The sequence below is a fragment of the Opitutaceae bacterium genome, assembly GCA_041395105.1.
GTDB lineage: Bacteria > Verrucomicrobiota > Verrucomicrobiia > Opitutales > Opitutaceae > B12-G4.
In genome coordinates this window covers 103,183-118,507 of sequence record JAWLBB010000006.1, presented here as the reverse complement: position 1 = coordinate 118,507, position 15,325 = coordinate 103,183, and the positions used below count along the sequence as shown (strand labels likewise).

12 protein-coding genes are annotated in these 15,325 nt (G+C 61.6%); 6 read left to right on the top strand and 6 right to left on the bottom strand.

What is annotated here, in order from left to right; translation table 11 throughout:
• The first annotated feature begins 26 nt into the window (after positions 1-26).
• Positions 27-1,721, top strand: coding sequence for a hypothetical protein (locus tag R3F07_16790; GenBank protein MEZ5278041.1), 1,695 nt, complete (start codon positions 27-29; stop codon positions 1,719-1,721).
• A gap of 41 nt (positions 1,722-1,762) precedes the next feature.
• Here R3F07_16790 and nrfD read toward each other — a convergent pair whose 3' ends face one another.
• The 4 genes from nrfD to astB form a co-directional block, all read right to left on the bottom strand.
• Positions 1,763-3,139 (bottom strand): NrfD/PsrC family molybdoenzyme membrane anchor subunit, encoded by a 1,377-nt coding sequence (gene nrfD / locus R3F07_16785; GenBank protein ID MEZ5278040.1) that lies wholly within the window; start codon positions 3,137-3,139, stop codon positions 1,763-1,765.
• 13 nt (positions 3,140-3,152) lie between these two features.
• A complete protein-coding gene (locus tag R3F07_16780; protein ID MEZ5278039.1) occupies positions 3,153-4,067 on the bottom strand; it encodes a 4Fe-4S dicluster domain-containing protein in 915 nt (304 codons plus the stop codon).
• Positions 4,064-4,597, bottom strand: a complete 534-nt coding sequence (locus R3F07_16775; GenBank protein ID MEZ5278038.1) for a cytochrome c3 family protein — start codon at positions 4,595-4,597, stop codon at positions 4,064-4,066. The genes R3F07_16780 and R3F07_16775 overlap by 4 nt, the downstream gene beginning before the upstream one ends.
• Before the next feature lie 401 nt (positions 4,598-4,998).
• Positions 4,999-6,348 (bottom strand): N-succinylarginine dihydrolase, encoded by a 1,350-nt coding sequence (gene astB, locus R3F07_16770; GenBank protein MEZ5278037.1) that lies wholly within the window; start codon positions 6,346-6,348, stop codon positions 4,999-5,001.
• A 221-nt stretch (positions 6,349-6,569) separates the two neighbouring features.
• Between astB and R3F07_16765 the strand changes: the two genes are divergently transcribed.
• The gene (locus R3F07_16765) at positions 6,570-7,547 is read left to right on the top strand and encodes an aldo/keto reductase (protein MEZ5278036.1); all 978 of its coding nucleotides are present in this window, start codon (positions 6,570-6,572) and stop codon (positions 7,545-7,547) included.
• 22 nt (positions 7,548-7,569) lie between these two features.
• On the opposite strand, the gene R3F07_16760 is transcribed toward R3F07_16765, so the two are convergent.
• Together R3F07_16760 and R3F07_16755 are read right to left on the bottom strand one after the other, a co-directional pair.
• The gene (locus R3F07_16760) at positions 7,570-9,501 is read right to left on the bottom strand and encodes a heparinase II/III family protein (GenBank protein MEZ5278035.1); all 1,932 of its coding nucleotides are present in this window, start codon (positions 9,499-9,501) and stop codon (positions 7,570-7,572) included.
• A gap of 42 nt (positions 9,502-9,543) precedes the next feature.
• Positions 9,544-10,626, bottom strand: coding sequence for a sugar kinase (locus R3F07_16755; GenBank protein MEZ5278034.1), 1,083 nt, complete (start codon positions 10,624-10,626; stop codon positions 9,544-9,546).
• A 159-nt stretch (positions 10,627-10,785) separates the two neighbouring features.
• Here R3F07_16755 and R3F07_16750 point away from each other — a divergent pair, with 159 nt between their 5' ends.
• The 4 genes from R3F07_16750 (at position 10,786) to R3F07_16735 (ending at position 15,248) form a co-directional block, all read left to right on the top strand.
• The gene (locus tag R3F07_16750; GenBank protein ID MEZ5278033.1) at positions 10,786-12,402 is read left to right on the top strand and encodes a bifunctional GNAT family N-acetyltransferase/carbon-nitrogen hydrolase family protein; all 1,617 of its coding nucleotides are present in this window, start codon (positions 10,786-10,788) and stop codon (positions 12,400-12,402) included.
• 211 nt (positions 12,403-12,613) lie between these two features.
• Positions 12,614-12,841: a hypothetical protein gene (locus R3F07_16745; GenBank protein MEZ5278032.1), complete on the top strand. Its 228-nt coding sequence runs from the start codon at positions 12,614-12,616 to the stop codon at positions 12,839-12,841.
• Positions 12,842-13,008: 167 nt separating this feature from the next.
• On the top strand, positions 13,009-13,779 hold the full coding sequence (gene fabI / locus R3F07_16740) for an enoyl-ACP reductase FabI (protein MEZ5278031.1): 771 nt from the start codon (positions 13,009-13,011) through the stop codon (positions 13,777-13,779).
• 14 nt (positions 13,780-13,793) lie between these two features.
• Positions 13,794-15,248: a bifunctional enoyl-CoA hydratase/phosphate acetyltransferase gene (locus R3F07_16735; protein ID MEZ5278030.1), complete on the top strand. Its 1,455-nt coding sequence runs from the start codon at positions 13,794-13,796 to the stop codon at positions 15,246-15,248.
• The last annotated feature ends 77 nt before the right edge of the window (positions 15,249-15,325 follow it).

Sequence of the window (15,325 nt, the reverse complement as noted above, 5' to 3'; positions counted from 1 at the left end):
GTTCTACCCCCAAACCCTCCCACACCGTGGCCGACGGGACGCCGGATGTATCAGTCAGGACCTTGATCGATCGCATTGCCGTGATCGAAAGGCAGATCAGGCGCATCGAGGATCGCATGGGGCTCGAACCCCTGACGGTCGCATCCGCGCAGCAGGAAACCGCGGAAATCGCCCCACAGGCCCCGGCTGGCCCTTCGTCGAAACAAGACGAGTTCGAGTTCGAGGTCGGCCAGAGCTGGTTCGCCAAAGTCGGTATCATCGTGCTGGCCATCGGCATCGGCGTCACCCTGACCCGTCCCTTCCCGGGACTCCCCCCGGTCCTGCCCGCCCTTATCGGATTCGCCACCGTCGGGCTCCTCGCCCTTCTGGCCTGGATCGGGCGAAACTCATTTGAGATGCTCGCGGCCTATCTGCGCCGGGCCGCCATGGCCCTGGCCGCCTTCTCAGCCTTCCGTCTTTTCTTCTTTGGATCGCCCCCGGTCTTCGCGACCGATTCCTGGGTCGGCCGGTCGATCCTCCTGGGAGTAGCCTGCGCCAATCTGGCCATCGCGATCCGGCGCAAGTCGCCCTACATGACGGCACTCTCCCTTCTCATGGGCTTGGCCATCGCGATTCTGATCCCGTCGGAATGGTTCTCCCTCCTCGTCATCGCGGCAACCGCCGCCAGTGCGGTCGTCATCGCCCTTCGACTGAACTGGCTGTCCCTCCTTCCGGTCACAATCCCGCTGACCTACATCTCCTACGTCGCCTGGGTCTTTCTGAACCCGCTTCCGGGAGCCGAACGAGGAACGATCGGACCTCCCGACGCGGCCGTCTATCTTGTCCTCGTTTATGCGCTCATTTTCGCCGCCGGCAGCCTCTTGCGCAGCGACCGCCGGACCGAGGATGGTCCCAACGTTCTGAGCTGCGTATTCAATTGCGCGGGCGGCTACCTGACGTTCCTCCTGCACACCCTGGCCGCCCCGGCCTCCACTTTCGTCACGGCGAACCTGCTGGCCGCCGTCCTCTACCTCGGCATCGCCGTCGCCTTCTGGGTTCGCGAAAAGAGCCAGATCGCCACCTTCCTCTATTCGATGACGGGATATATGGCGGTGTCTGCCGGCCTCGTCCGTGCCTTCCAACCGCCGGATATCTTCATCTGGCTCTCGGTGCAGAGTCTGCTCGTGGTCGTAACCGCCGCCTGGTTCCGGTCGCGCTTCATCGTCGTGGCGAACTTCCTCATCTTCCTCGTCATTGTGGCGAGTTATATCGGAACGACAGAAGAGGAATCGGGCATGAGTCTTGTCTTTGGCCTGGTTGCCCTCCTGACGGCGCGCCTGCTCAACTGGAGGACGACCTACCTCGAGATGAAGTCGGAGCCCATGCGCAATGCCTATCTCTTTACGGCGTTCATCCTCTTTCCCTACGCGCTCTATCATCTGGTCCCCGATCTCTATATCAGCCTGAGCTGGATCGGCATTGCCCTGCTCTATTACCTCCTCAGCCACCTCATCCGAAACCGGAAATACCGCTGGATGGGTCACGGCACCCTCCTGCTCTCCGCGCTCTATCTCGTCTTCGTCGGAATCAATCGCCTCGAGCCCACCCAGCGCAGCATCTCCCTGCTTCTTCTCGGCGCCGTCCTCCTGACCGTTTCAGTGGTCTTCACCGTGGTCCGTTCGCGCCAACGGGAAAAGTCCGCGGCCCCGGTCGAAGACAAGGATGCCGACGGAGCCGGCTGACCCGGGACATCCGGCGCGGCCGGATTCGCACCTTTCTTTTGTCACCTCCCAAGGGCTCCCTGCGCGCCCCAATCCGACTCACCACCGGCAAGGCGCGCCCAGCGGTCACGCCCAACCTGATCGGGCTGAAGCTTGTCGCACCGATTGAATTGGGCAGTGGGTAGCGCGTGACCGCTGGGCGCGCCTTCGGAATCGCGTCTCAGATCCCGGTCGTTGGCTCCAACACTGCCGGTTTGAACCGCGTGTTCGACGAAATAGAGGACGATCCCGGTCCGGACAAAAAGGGTGAAGACAAAGAAACCCGCCCCGAATATGCCGACGGAAACCTGCAGTTCGGTCATGCTCGGCACATACTGGTAGATCTGTCCCAGGGGATCGGGCGTGTAACCCGGTATGATCAGGGCGATCCCCTTCTCAATATAGACCGAGAAATAAATGAGGATCGCCCCGGCATTCATGGTGAAGAAATTCCTTCGGGTTGCCGGTATCAGAAAGAGCAGGAATGCGACGACCGAGAAGACAATCGACATCCAGGCAAACGGCGCAATGGGCGACGGCTCGCCATGCAATCCGAAAAGGAGATACTCGTAATGCAGGAGATGCGTGGTGTTTGAATAATACTCCTTGAAGATCTCCGCCCCGAAGAGGAAGAGGTTGAAGCCCATCGCATAGGCCATGAGCTCGGCAATCTTGTGGATCGCCTCATCCTTGATCTCGAACGGAGAGATCTTCCGCAGCACCTGGAAAAGAATGAGGAGCACCGCCGGCCCCGAACAGAAGGCCGAGGCGAGAAACCGCGGTGCCAGGATCGCGGAATTCCAGTAGGGACGGGCCGCCATCCCGTTGTAAAGAAAAGCGGTCACCGTATGGATCGAGATGGCCATGGGAATCGACAGGATGACCAGCGGCGTGACGATCTTCGCGTTGTAGGGCTCACCCCGGGCCGACTTCCAGAGGACGTAGACCACCACGAAGAAGTTCAGCCCCAGGTAGGCGTTGAGGACAAGCGCATCCCATGCCATCAGGGACCGCGGGAAGTTGAGTCGGCCGATAAAGGGGATGATGTGCCAGAGGCGGTCCGGGCGGCCCATGTCGACCAGCACAAAGAGCAGGCACATGAAAATCGCGGCAACCGCGAGAAGCTCGCCGAACAGGGCCACTTCCTTGATTGGCTTCCACTGATAGACATAGGCGGGGATCACCAGGAGGACAGCCGACGCCGCCACCCCGACAAGGAAAGTAAAATTCCCGATATAAAAGCCCCACGAAACCGAGTCGCGCATGTGGGTGACAATGAGCCCGTCCCGGAATTGCCCGGCATAAGCGAAGAGCCCCTGCGCGACGCAGATGATCAGGAAGGTGATCCAGATATAATAGGATCGTCCCCCGTGGGTCAGGATTCGAATGATGGTCCGCACGTGATAGTCCCTTTCAGCTGGAGAAATAATAGAAGAACTTCGGCTGGGTGTTCAGTTCCTCCTTCAGAACAAATACGCGATGGTGATCCAGGATGTAGCGGATTTCGCTCGAAGGATCGAGCAGGTTGCCGAACTTGCGCGATCCGACCGGACAGACCTCCACGCAGGCTGGATAACGTCCCTGACGCGTCCGCTGGATGCAGAAGGTGCACTTCTCAACCACCCCCTGGGGACGCGGACGATTGCCCAGGTACTCCGTCTTCGGATTGAGTTCGTCCGACGGTATCGCCGGCTTCTTCCAGTTGAAGTGGCGGGCGCCATATGGGCAGGCCGCGACGCAGCAGCGGCAGCCGACACACCAGTCGTAATCGATGACCACGATGCCGTCATCCTCCTTCCAGGTCGCATCAACCGGGCAGGCCTTCACGCAGGGAGGATTCTCGCATTGCTGACACTGAACCGGGAAATAGAATTTGTCCTCCTCGGGCACCTCCGGAGGGTCGTAGAAGGCATCGGCGTGTTCCATGTCGACTCCCTTGCCCTTGTCCATCTGCAGAACGGTGATCCACTGGACCTGGGGATCCCGTGACTGATTGTTTTCGTCCACACAGGCATAGACGCACTTACGGCAGCCGATACACCGCGAAACATCGAGCGCGTATCCAAAGAGCACGCCCTCCATCGGCGGAGTGGCGCTGACCGACACCGGCCGGTCGAAACGTTTGCTGTAGCGGCTCTCCCAGCGCGCCAGGGTTGTGGCAAGCTCTTCGGCATCCAACTCCTTGAAGTGGGTGTTGAAGAACGAAGTGAGCGCCTCGTGATCCTTCGAACAGCCGCTCGCAGTAAAGGCAGCCGCCAGTGAAAACAGGGTCTTGATAGCGTCGCGGCGACTGATCTCCGACCAGGGATCTGCGGGGTGGGTCTTCATCGGATGTTCTCCTGTCTGCTGGGAGGGGGTAATGGCTTGATCGGCTTGAAGGCGGGGGAATGGGGATTGTGGCAACTGGCGCAAAGCAGGTATTCCTTCTGGCCGTTCCAATACCCCGTCCGCCGGCCATGATCCCCCGCCCGCCAGTTCTTCAGCTGCGGTCCGTGACACTGTCCGCAGAGCCGGTAGGACTCGGTGAAGGGAACGGGGCGACCGTCCGCGAGATGCAGCACGTCGCGGTTGCGCACGTCATGGCAATCAAGGCACCAGCGGTTCTTTTCGTCGTGCTTGAGCAGGATATTGTCGTGGAAATCGACCTCATGCCGGGTCGTGTTCACCTTGTCCGTCGGATCGTGGCAATCGGAACACGGGAAGATGTCCTCGCTGAACGGCGGCGGCGAAACGGCAACGAGCTCCTCGTCGGATGCCGGACGGTCCGGGCTCTCTGCAGTTCCCTCCGCCAGGACCCGGTCGGCCAGCAGAGAGCTCAAGCCGATGACCGCGGTGGTCACGCAAACGGACACAAGCATCCGACCCTTTCGAACTGAAGTGCCGGAGACTGCGGAAGTCTTGTTTTCAGCCATTGATCGGGATCCAGACCGGAAGTCCCCGCTTCACTGATCGCCTTCTCCAATTCAGGGCGTCAACAAACCGGCGCCGGGCCAGCCTGATCCGTCCTGCAGCGTTTCGGAACGTGAGAGGGGAACGCACTCCGTATCCTGGGGTTTGGGGTTACGACAACGGTTATACCCGAATCCCCGAAGCAAAGCGCACCGGTTCTTGTCCGACACTCCGCATGGCTTGGTTTTCCGGAAGGCCACTTTCGACCTAATCTCCAGGGCGGGCGATTTCTTGAATGCAGGCTCTCGACTCCATCCGCTCGCGGCGCACCGAAACCGCTGGTTCCGCCGTCCACGTCTTCTCTCCGGTTCTACTTCTGAAAGGAATACAGAGACCCCAGATTGAGGAGGTCTGTCAGGTCATCCAAAGCCCGGCGCGTTTCTTCGAGAAGCTGGGGATCGGCCAGATCCGCCGGATCGAGATCCGTGCGGTAGTGACGATCGATCCAGGCCTCCAGCTGGCCGAAGAGAATCTCGTCGGGAATCACCCGCGCGCGGATCGCCGCCCGTTCCTCCTCATTCATCACGATGCGCTGCCGCAGACAGGCGGGACCGCCCCCATTTCGCATGCTCTCGCGCAGATCAAAATAGTGGACCGCTCCGATCGGGTTCCATGAATCCGACACGACCTCGTCAATCAGGGAGGACACATCCGGATCCTCAAGGCAGTCCGCCGGTGCCACCAGCACCTCTCCCCGGCCCGGGACGGTCACGATCTGGCTGTTGAAGAGGTAGGTGCGGACGGCTGTGGAAACGTCCACCCGCGCGGCGGGCACTTCAATCCGGCAGAGGGCTTCACCGTTGATCCGTTCGTAGGATTCATCGAGACGCCTCAGGGCGTCCTTCCGTTCGGCGAACGCTTCTTCATGATGGAAAAGCAAGCCGCGGTGACCTACCGCGATAACGTCATTGTGAAAGACACCCGAATCCACTGCGGCCGGATTCTGCTGCAGGAAGATCACCCTTTCCGGATTCAGCTGATGAAGACGGGCAATAGCCTGGAAGGATTCGAGAGTCTGCCGGGCTGGAAACCGCACCGGACCGGTCGCGGATTCCCCCAAGGCTGAATTCCCGTAGACAAACACATGAAGTCCGGATCCGCCGAATTCCGGAACCAACCGGGTATGGTTGGCGGCTCCCTCGTCCCGCATGGCCTGCCCCCCCGGCAGCGGAGGATGAACGACAAATCGATCGGGATCCCGAAAAATCGCACGCAAGACCGCTGCGGTTTCCTCCGCCTCAAGCGCGCGATGAAGATGGCTGAGAAGATTGGCCGGAGTCAGATGAAGACGTCGATCCTCCGCATCCGAAGAAGGCGCCACCGTGGCCGCATTCGCCGTCCACATGCTTGAAGCCGAGCAGCAGGCAGCCAGAATCTCCGGCGCCTCACGGGCGGCGCGGGCGAGGACGGCCCGATCATCCTCTCCGTGAAATCCAAACAGGCGCAGGGCGGGAACCGAAGGCCTTTCGAGCGGCGGAAGCACTCCCTGGGGAACCCCCAGTCGTGCGAGCGCTCTCATCTTGGCCAATCCCTGAAGCGCAGCCGCCTTCGGATGGGACGTCCGGTGACGGTGACGGGTCGAGGCCAGATTACCCCGGGCCAATCCCGCGTAGTTGTGCGTCGGCCCAACAAGACCATCGAAATTGAACTCCAGATACATCGGGTAAAATGGGATGAGCGGACAGTTGATCGGATTCCTTCTCCAGGCAAATCGCAGACTCCAAACCATCGCGAAGCCGGAAAGATCCTCTTACCCCGGATAACGATCGACCGAGTTGAGGTAAACATCCGATTCCCGAATCAACCCGGGAACAGGTGGTCACCCGGAGTTTCCGGGCTGCCGGATTGACAGGGAGCCAACCCTCAATGACGGTCGACGCCATGAGCCAATCTGAATCGAGACGAACCTTTCTGCGTCATGGTCTGGTCGGAACTGCCGCGGCCGGGGTGGCCATGGTTGGCCTCCAGAAGACCCGGGCTGCCGAACCGCCAAAACCGCGCAGGATCGACCGCAGGGTGCTCGGCCGGACCGGCGCTGAAGTCTCCATCATCGGGCTTGGTCTCGGCAGCGCGTTCACGGCGAATCACGACGGAAAGTCCGAAGAGGTCACCGCGATCCTCCAGGCCGCACTCGATCGTGGAATCAATTACTGGGACACCGCCCGCTCCTACGGACCGAGCGAGGAACTGGTCGGTCCCATGGTCGAGAAACACCGGTCCGAGATTTTCCTGGTCAGCAAGACGGCCGACCGAAGCTACGATGGCTTCAAACGCGAACTGGAGACCAGCCTGGCCAAACTGAAGACCGACCATCTGGACCTTTACCACCTGCACAACTTCGAACCCACGAGAGACGCTGACCTGGCGGCCATCGAGAAAGGCGCCGTCCGCGCCGCCCGCGAAGCCAAGGAACAGGGAATCATCCGGAGTTTTGGCGTCACCGGGCACAGCGGTCCGGACATCCTGATGGCCGCGATACGGCAGTTCGACCCCGACTGCATCATGACGACCTTCCCCTGCACCCGTCCGGACGACGGTCGATACGAGGATGAACTGCTGCCGCTGGCCCTCGAAAACAAGATGGGCGTGATCGCGATGAAGATGGTCCGTCGGGCCCGCGATGCCGATTTCGCCGGCACGGACCTGATTCGCTACGCGATCAGCCTGCCCGGAATTAGCGTGGCCAATGTCGGGTTGGATACAATCGCTCACCTGACGGAGAACGCCGAGATGGCCACGAATTTCGAACCGATGAGTCAGGCCGCGAGGGTCGCGCTGCACCAACGGATCACCCCGCTTCTTGCCCATACGGCGACTCCCTGGGAGCGCCCCGGATATCGCGACGGGATGATTGCCTGAAGACGGGACGATCTCGGCGGGGTCAGAGCACCACGATGGGCGGACCTTCGGCTTGGGGCGTCAGGCTGACTCGCACGGAACGGTTTCGGTGAGTGCCGGCAACCTGCCAGGAGTCGCCGTTGCGCACGGTGGTCAGGTTGCCGTGATCGCCATCGCTCGGTGCCGCCATACAGACGGTGACGAGACAATGGGAAACGGCTGGAGCCGAGGTGATGGACGCAAATGGATAGACACCCCCTTCGACCGGCAGCGGATGGTGCCCGGCCGTGATCGTGAGGGCGCCCATGCCCGCGGCAATGGCCCGCAGCGAGGCATGTGGGCGCGCGATGATGAAGCCGCTCGTCTCGGCCGTGACCGAACCCCTGCCGTCGTCATTGAAGACCTGCCAGCGGGTCTGCACGTTCAGGGCTGAGGTGAGCCGAACCTCATCGCAGACAATCAACACATCAGGCTTGAGAAAAACCACGGTGCGCCGGACGAGCGTGGCAGGCAGGCCACCCCGGGCATAGGCGTCGGTCGCATCGCTGACGGCGAGCATCCAGTCCGGGCCGATCCGGTGATCCGTGAGCCTGGCGGTGGCTTGTGAAGCGTTGGTACCCTCCTCCCCTTCATGATACTGGTGGCCGCGGCCGTCAATGAGCAGAGCGGTATGGGCCGCGGTCAGGCGCAGCATCCACCTGGGATCCGCGCGCCAGTAGGCGGCCTTCAGCGGATCGTGGAGCAGGCGTTCGCCGTGGGCCGTAAAAATGAGGCTGTTGCGGTCGGCGTGCTCATGATTCTCGGGCAAGCCACTGCGCAGCGAGAGCACGGAATCGGCCGCCGTCCAGCCCGACCGCGAAACCACGATGCCCGGATACAACACCTGATCAAGTTTCAGGTCGGCGCTGCGGCGGGCCGGGACGCAGGGCTCGAACCAGATGGCGGACCAGGCGGTACTGACCGTTTCGCTGCGCACGGCTCCGGGGGAAAGCACGAGGTGGTTGGCGGTGGCATCACGGTAGTGGCGGCCGATCCAGGCAAGCGGCTCGGACCCGCTGGATCGGAAAGCGTCGCCAATGTTGAGGCAGCCGACTGGATTGTCCCGGGTGGGCGCGGCCACGGCCTGCACATAGCGGGTCATGGCAGGAAAGTCGCAACAGTCGCGCAGGTCGATCCCACAGCGGCGGCGCAGCAGCTCCACCGAAACGATGAAGTAGGTGAAGGTGAAGTGCCAGTAATCCGGACCTTCGGGGAAGGTGCCATCAGCCGGCAGTCGCGATGCAAACAGAAGCAGACTGTCGCGCGCCATGGCGGCCCAGTGCGGCGCTCGCGGGTGACGGCCTGCGAGAAACGCGGCTACGGCAGCCAGACCGGAGGTGGCGATGACCCGCAGGTTGTTGACATCAAGAATCTGTGGCCAGCGGCTGACGTCCACCCTGGGGATGCCGACGGTGCCGGGATCCATGGTCCAGCCCACCACCTGGTCGTGGTGAGTCATGCCGAAGACGGCGCGTTCCGCCGCCGGGCCCGCTTCGTCGACCAGGTGGCGAATGAGAGCATCGTGAGCGACGGCTGGCAGACCGCTCCCAAGCCAGTCAGCCGCCAGAACGGCACCGACTGAAGTCGTGCCGTTGCGCATGACGCCAACCGTATCCCGTCCGGCCTCAAGGATCCAGTCCCAGCGCTTGTAGGCAAGCATGCGGTCCAGGGCGAGTCGGGCGAGAGCGACCTGCGCCGGATCGGACTCGATTGCCTGCACGAAGGCACAGCGCTGCAGAATGTTGGCCGCGCGTGCCAAATCGGAGTTCGGATTGTTGAGCCTGAGTTCCTCGCGCAGAAAACGCTCGTCAGCCGCGAGATCGGCCCTGCGGGCGCCATCCCAAAAGGCGGCAAACTCCGGGCGCTGCAAAGTGGTGCGAATGCGCGGAACCTCGGCGGAATCGAACAGAAGGCCGAGGGACGGAACAGAGGTCATGGGTTTCGCGAAACAGGGACAGCGGGTCCCCGTGGAAACGTTCTACCGCTGCACCCGCGCGTTGCCCTTCCAGATGGACCAGATCTGGTCCTCGTCGGCGGGCTGTCCATAATCGGTGTTGAGGGTGGCGACGAGTGCCCCGGTCGCCCAACCAAACTGGACCCACTTCTCGGCGCTCCAGCCACGCAGCAGGGCGTAGAGCATTCCGCCGACGAAACCATCGCCTCCGCCGATTCGATCGAGAACCCCGATCTCGCGCGGCTCGACGATATGCCAGTTGTCGCCCTCCGACACGATGGCACCCCAGTTGTGACAGTTGGCGCTGACCACTTCCCTCAGGGTGGTCGCGAAAACCGAGGTGTTGGGGAAGGCCTTCTTGGCAGCATTGATCATCCCCTTGAAGCTCTCGATCTTGCCCGCGAGGTCCTTTCCGCCGGCCTCGGGGCCTTCGAGCCCGAGGCAGAGTTGGAAGTCCTCCTCGTTGCCGACCAGGATATCGGAGAGGCCGGCGATCTCGAGGAAAAGCTCGCGCAACTCCTTGTCCCGCCCCTTCCAGAATGTCGCCCGGTGGTTGAGATCGAAGGATACGGCCGTACCGTGCTTTTTCGCTGTGCGCGCCAATTCCAGACAGAACCGGCTGGTCTCCGGCGAAAGCGCCCCGATCAATCCGGACAGGTGGACGATCTGAACGCCTTCTTCTCCGAAAATCCGCTCTAGATCGAAATCCTTGACGTTCAGAGTCCGGCCCACTTCTCCGGCCCGGTCGTTCCAGACCCGCGGTCCGCGTGAACCCAGACCGCTGTCCGCGATATTGATCTGGTGCCGGTAACCCCAGGGCCCGCCCTGCGCCACGTCAGGTCCCTCGAAGGCGATGTGCCGGGCCGCCAGATTGTCCTTGATCATCCGGGCGATCGGGCTGCCCGCCACGAAATTGGTCAGGATCTTCACGGGCAAACCCAGGTAGGACGAAATGCTCGCCACATTGGACTCGGCACTCGTCACCTGGACGGTGAACCGGGTGCTGCTATGGACCGGCTGACCGTTGTCCGGAGTCATCCGGATGCCCATGCTGGTCGGGATCAGGAGTGACGTGACACAGTTCTGGCGGAGTTTGATCGAGCTCATATTTGGAGGTGGTAATCGGTTTTAGGGAGAGTCGAATCGGGACGAAAGGCACGGATGCTAGCAAACCCAACACGACCTGCAATGTCGGAATGAACCGATCCAAGAATCCTGAATCTCCCCTTGTTTTCCCATCGCGGCCGAAATACCTTCCACCCCAAAATGAAAAAGAAAAAGGCCGGACTGACCATACGCGAAGCAACCCTGGATGACATTCCCGCCCTTCTGGAATTAAATCGCAAGGCCTACCCGGTTCTGGCGGACGAGAACATGGTCTGGGGGGAATCGCACCTCCGCAGCCACCAGAGGGTCTTCCCGCAGGGACAGATTGTCGCTGAAACCAACGGGAAGATCGTCGGCGCGGTGGCCAGCCTGATCGTCGACCTGGGAAACGACGACCTGCGCCACCACACCTGGGCCGGCATCACCGACAGCGGCTACTTCACCAATCATGATCCCAGGGCCGACACCCTCTACGGGGCGGACATCTGCGTCGACCCCGAAGTCCGGGGACTCGGGATCGGAGCCGCCCTCTATGAAGCCCGTCGCGACCTCTGCCGCCGGCTGAACAAACGCCGCATCCTGGCCGGAGGGCGCCTCTGGAACTACGATGAGTATGCCCACAAGATGTCGGCCGAGGACTACGCCCATCGCGTCGTCACCGGCCAGTTGCGCGATCTCGTATTGAGTTTTCAACTACGTGAGGGTTTTGTCCTGCGCGGGGTCATGACGAACTACCTGCGCGACCCCAAAAGCCACAACCACGCCAGCCTGATCGAGTGGACCAATCCTGACTTCAAGGCGCTGGACGACGGCGCCCGCAAATGCCGGGTGGCCTGTGTCCAGTACCAGATGCGCAAGGTCAAGTCCTTCGCCGAGTTTTCCCGCCAGGTCACTTATTTCGTGGACATCGCCTCGGACTACCAGGCTGATTATGTCCTGCTGCCTGAACTGCTTTCGGTTCAACTGCTCTCGGCGACCGAGGCGAAGACTCCGCAGGAAGGCATGGAGAGACTCTCCGAATACACCCCGCGCTACGTCAAGCTCCTGACCGGCCTGGCCAAGAAGTACAAACTGACCATCATCGGCGGGAGCCATCCGTCCCATGTCGGCACCTCGCTGCTCAATGTCTGCTACGTCTGCATGCCGAATGGCGAGGTCGTTGAGCAACCCAAGATCCATATCACGCCAAACGAACGTCGCTGGTGGGGAATCAAGGGCGGCAATGCCCTCCGCATCATTGACACGCCCAAGGCGAGGATCGGCGTGCTGATCTGCTACGACGTGGAGTTTCCCGAGGCGGCCCGCTTCCTCGCCGACCAGGGTGCGGAGATCATCTTTGTGCCCTTCTGCACCGACACCCGCCAGGGCTATCTTCGGGTCCGCTACTGCGCCCAGGCCCGCGCCATCGAGAACCAGATCTACCTCGCGATGGCCGGCAACGTCGGGAATCTGCCCGATGTCACCAATATGGACATTCAGTATGGACAGGCCGCCGTCCTGACGCCCTGTGATTTCGCTTTCGCCCGCGATGGCATCGCCGCCGAGGCGGATTCCAATGAGGAAACCGTCCTCATCTGCGATCTCGACCTCGATGACCTGCACCAGGCCCGGCACGGAGGCACCGTCACTCCCCGTCTGGACCGCCGCCCTGAGTTGTTCCAGCTGATCACCACTCTGCCGGGTCATGTCGAATCCGAATACAGCGAGGCGAACAGCCCGCTCGGCGACCAGATCAGCCTCTCTTCCCAACGGGTCATGCCGGAAGACGAAAGCTGAGCGGCGACCGGCCGCCGGCACCGGGCGACCGAGTCCGGCTGGCTCCATCGTCAATCAAACCAACGGACACAGGGACTGTTCAGCTCGTCATCGTCGGTCTGGTCACTGTCGGTGTCTTCGTGGCCTTCGTCCGCAATTGGAGCTCACCCGATGTGATCGCCATGTCCGGACTGGCCGTGGTGGTGGCCCCCGGATTCCTAAAACTGCCGAGGTGCTGCAGGTTTTCAGCAACAGCGGACCAGTCACGATCGGAGCCATGTTCGGAGCCAGCGCCTGTTTTGCGACACCCATCGGTAACCAGACCAACACCTATGTTTTTGGCGCGGGCGGATATCGGTTCAGCGACTCTCCCCGCGTCGGAATCCTCCTGAATCTTCTGCTCTGGCTCATCGCCTCCCTGGCCATCCCCTGGCTCTTTCCTTTCCAGCTTCTGCCCTGAGCGCAGCCGGAGGGATCGGAATTCCCCTCAAAGGAGGCCGGACCGGACGATAAGGATGCCTAATCCTTTCCGATATCCTGGAGATATCGTCGGCCCTTTCACCAGTTCCGGTTGTTCCGCATCGGCATCCGGATAGACTACGGGAAAGAGAAACGGGCAGAGCCGTCATGAATCCATTTTCACTCGAGGGGAGCCGCGGTCTGGTGATCGGCATCGCCAACAACCAGAGTATTGCCTGGGGCTGCGCACAGGCTCTTGCCGCTCAAGGGGCCACCCTCGCTGTCACCTACCTGAACGAAAAGGCCGAGCCCCATGTCCGCCCGTTGGCGGAGAAACTGGATGCGCCGATCATCCTGCCCTGCGATGTGACCCATCCGGGCGAACTGGAGGCGGTCTTCGAGGCCGTTCAATCCCGTTGGGGTAAGCTCGACTTCGCTCTCCACGCGATCGCCTACGCACGAAAAGACGACCTCTACGGACGTTATCTCGACTGCTCCGCGGATGGCTTCGCCCACGCCATGTCAGTTTCCTGTCACTCCTTTCTGCGCATGGCCCGCCTCGCCGAACCTCTCATGAAAGCCGGTGGCTGCCTGCTGACACTGACTTTTTCAGGTTCGGAGCGCTATATGCCCGGCTATGGCGTGATGGGGCCGGCCAAGGCCGCCCTCGAGTGCAGCGTCAAGTACCTGGCCGCCGAACTGGGTGCCCAGGGAATCCGGGTCAACGCGCTTTCGGCCGGGCCGATCAGGACCCGGGCGGCCTCCGGCATCCCGGATTTTGACGCCCTGCAGGGGGAAATGGTGAAGCGCACCTTTATCGGGAGGCCTGTCACCATCGAGGAAGTCGGCCAAGCCGCTGCCTTCCTCGTCAGCAGGGCTGCTCGCGCCACCACCGGCACGATCCACTATGTTGACGGCGGACTTCATCAGTCCGGCTGAAACCTGACGGGACCATGAAGAAAATGACCGGACGGAACCCGACCATCGAAAACCGGACCTTCGATGAAATGTCGATTGGCGACGAGGCGACCCTGCACCGGGTGCTGTCACGGGACGACATTCTCCTCTTCGCCGCGGTATCCGGCGATGTGAATCCGGCCCATGTCGACGAGGAATTCGCCCGCAGCGATTTCTTCCAGAAGATCATCGCTCACGGCATGTGGGGAGCGGCGCTCATCTCGACGGTCCTGGGGACGGAGATGCCCGGCCCCGGAACGATTTATCTCGGGCAGACCCTCCGGTTCAAGCGGCCTGTCGCCATCGGCGATCACATTGTCACCACGGTCCGGGTGACAAGAAAGGACAGTGAGAAGTCGAGGGTCACCCTGGAGTGTTTCTGCCGCAACCAGCGAGGTGAGGAAGTGATCCGTGGAGAGGCCGAAGTGATGGCCCCGAGGGAGAAGATCATCCGTCCCCGCAAGACACTGCCAGAGGTCAAGATTGTTGAGCGATTCGTCCGCTTCCAGGAACTGATTCGTCTCGCAGAACCGCAGCCGCCTATCCGCACTGCGGTCGTCCATCCGGTGGACAGGGCAACGCTGGCCAACTGTATCGAGGCGCATGGAGATCATCTGATTATTCCTGTCCTGATCGGACCTGCCTACAAGATCAAGGCCGTGGCGGAAGCAGAGGGCCTCGCCATCGATGCATTCGAAATGATCGACGTCGCCCATAGCCATGCGGCGGCCGAGGAAGCGGTCCGCCTCGCGGAGGAGGGACTGGTCGAACTGATCATGAAGGGTACGCTCTCCTCGGAAGAGCTGCTTGGCGTCCTCAATGGGTCGATGAAGCTGCGGACCGGCCGAAAACGGACCCATGTCCACTCACTCGATGTGCCCACCTTTCCGCGAACCCTTTTCATGACCGACACCGAACTGAACGTCACACCGGATATAGAGACCAAGACGGGAATCGTCCAGAACGCGGTGGATCTCCTTCACGCGCTGGGCCGCGAATGTCCCAGAGTGGCGATTCTCTCAGCCGGAGATCTCGTTGATTTGCGCATGCCATCGACCATGGAGGCGGCCGCACTCTGCAAAATGGCCGAACGCAACCAGATCAGAGGAGCCATGGTCGACGGTCCCATGCCGTTCGATATTGCCGTCTCCAGCGAAGCGGGAGACTCGAGCAACTGTCATTCCGCTGTCGTGGGAAACGCCGATATCCTCGTTGTTCCGGACATGGAGGCGGGAAGGATCCTCGTCCAGCAGCTGCGACGCCTGATCGATGCCAGCGCCGCTGGAATTATCCTGGGCTACCGGGTTCCCGTGATCCTGCCGGGACCCGCCGACAACGTGAGGACCTGCGAGGCTTCCTGCGCCCTGGCCTGTATGTGGTCGCACTATCACCAGGAAAAGGACGCCATCCGTATCAAGACACCAAAGGTTCGATCCACACCATTGGCCTGACCCTCAACCGGCCTGGAGATTTCCAGACAAGACGATTCATCCGATCAGGGTCCTTCCCACGGACCCCGGAGCCACCC

What these genes read in the sequence shown, in the direction of transcription:
- R3F07_16780 (MEZ5278039.1), bottom strand. Translation starts at nt 4,067, where the DNA reads ATGAAGACCCACCCCGCAGATCCCTGGTCGGAGATCAGTCGCCGCGAC.
- R3F07_16755 (MEZ5278034.1), bottom strand. Translation starts at nt 10,626, where the DNA reads ATGAGCTCGATCAAACTCCGCCAGAACTGTGTCACGTCACTCCTGATC.
- fabI (MEZ5278031.1), top strand. Translation starts at nt 13,009, where the DNA reads ATGAATCCATTTTCACTCGAGGGGAGCCGCGGTCTGGTGATCGGCATC.
- R3F07_16765 (MEZ5278036.1), top strand. Translation starts at nt 6,570, where the DNA reads ATGAGCCAATCTGAATCGAGACGAACCTTTCTGCGTCATGGTCTGGTC.
- R3F07_16750 (MEZ5278033.1), top strand. Translation starts at nt 10,786, where the DNA reads ATGAAAAAGAAAAAGGCCGGACTGACCATACGCGAAGCAACCCTGGAT.
- R3F07_16760 (MEZ5278035.1), bottom strand. Translation starts at nt 9,501, where the DNA reads ATGACCTCTGTTCCGTCCCTCGGCCTTCTGTTCGATTCCGCCGAGGTT.
- R3F07_16775 (MEZ5278038.1), bottom strand. Translation starts at nt 4,597, where the DNA reads ATGCTTGTGTCCGTTTGCGTGACCACCGCGGTCATCGGCTTGAGCTCT.
- astB (MEZ5278037.1), bottom strand. Translation starts at nt 6,348, where the DNA reads ATGTATCTGGAGTTCAATTTCGATGGTCTTGTTGGGCCGACGCACAAC.
- R3F07_16735 (MEZ5278030.1), top strand. Translation starts at nt 13,794, where the DNA reads ATGAAGAAAATGACCGGACGGAACCCGACCATCGAAAACCGGACCTTC.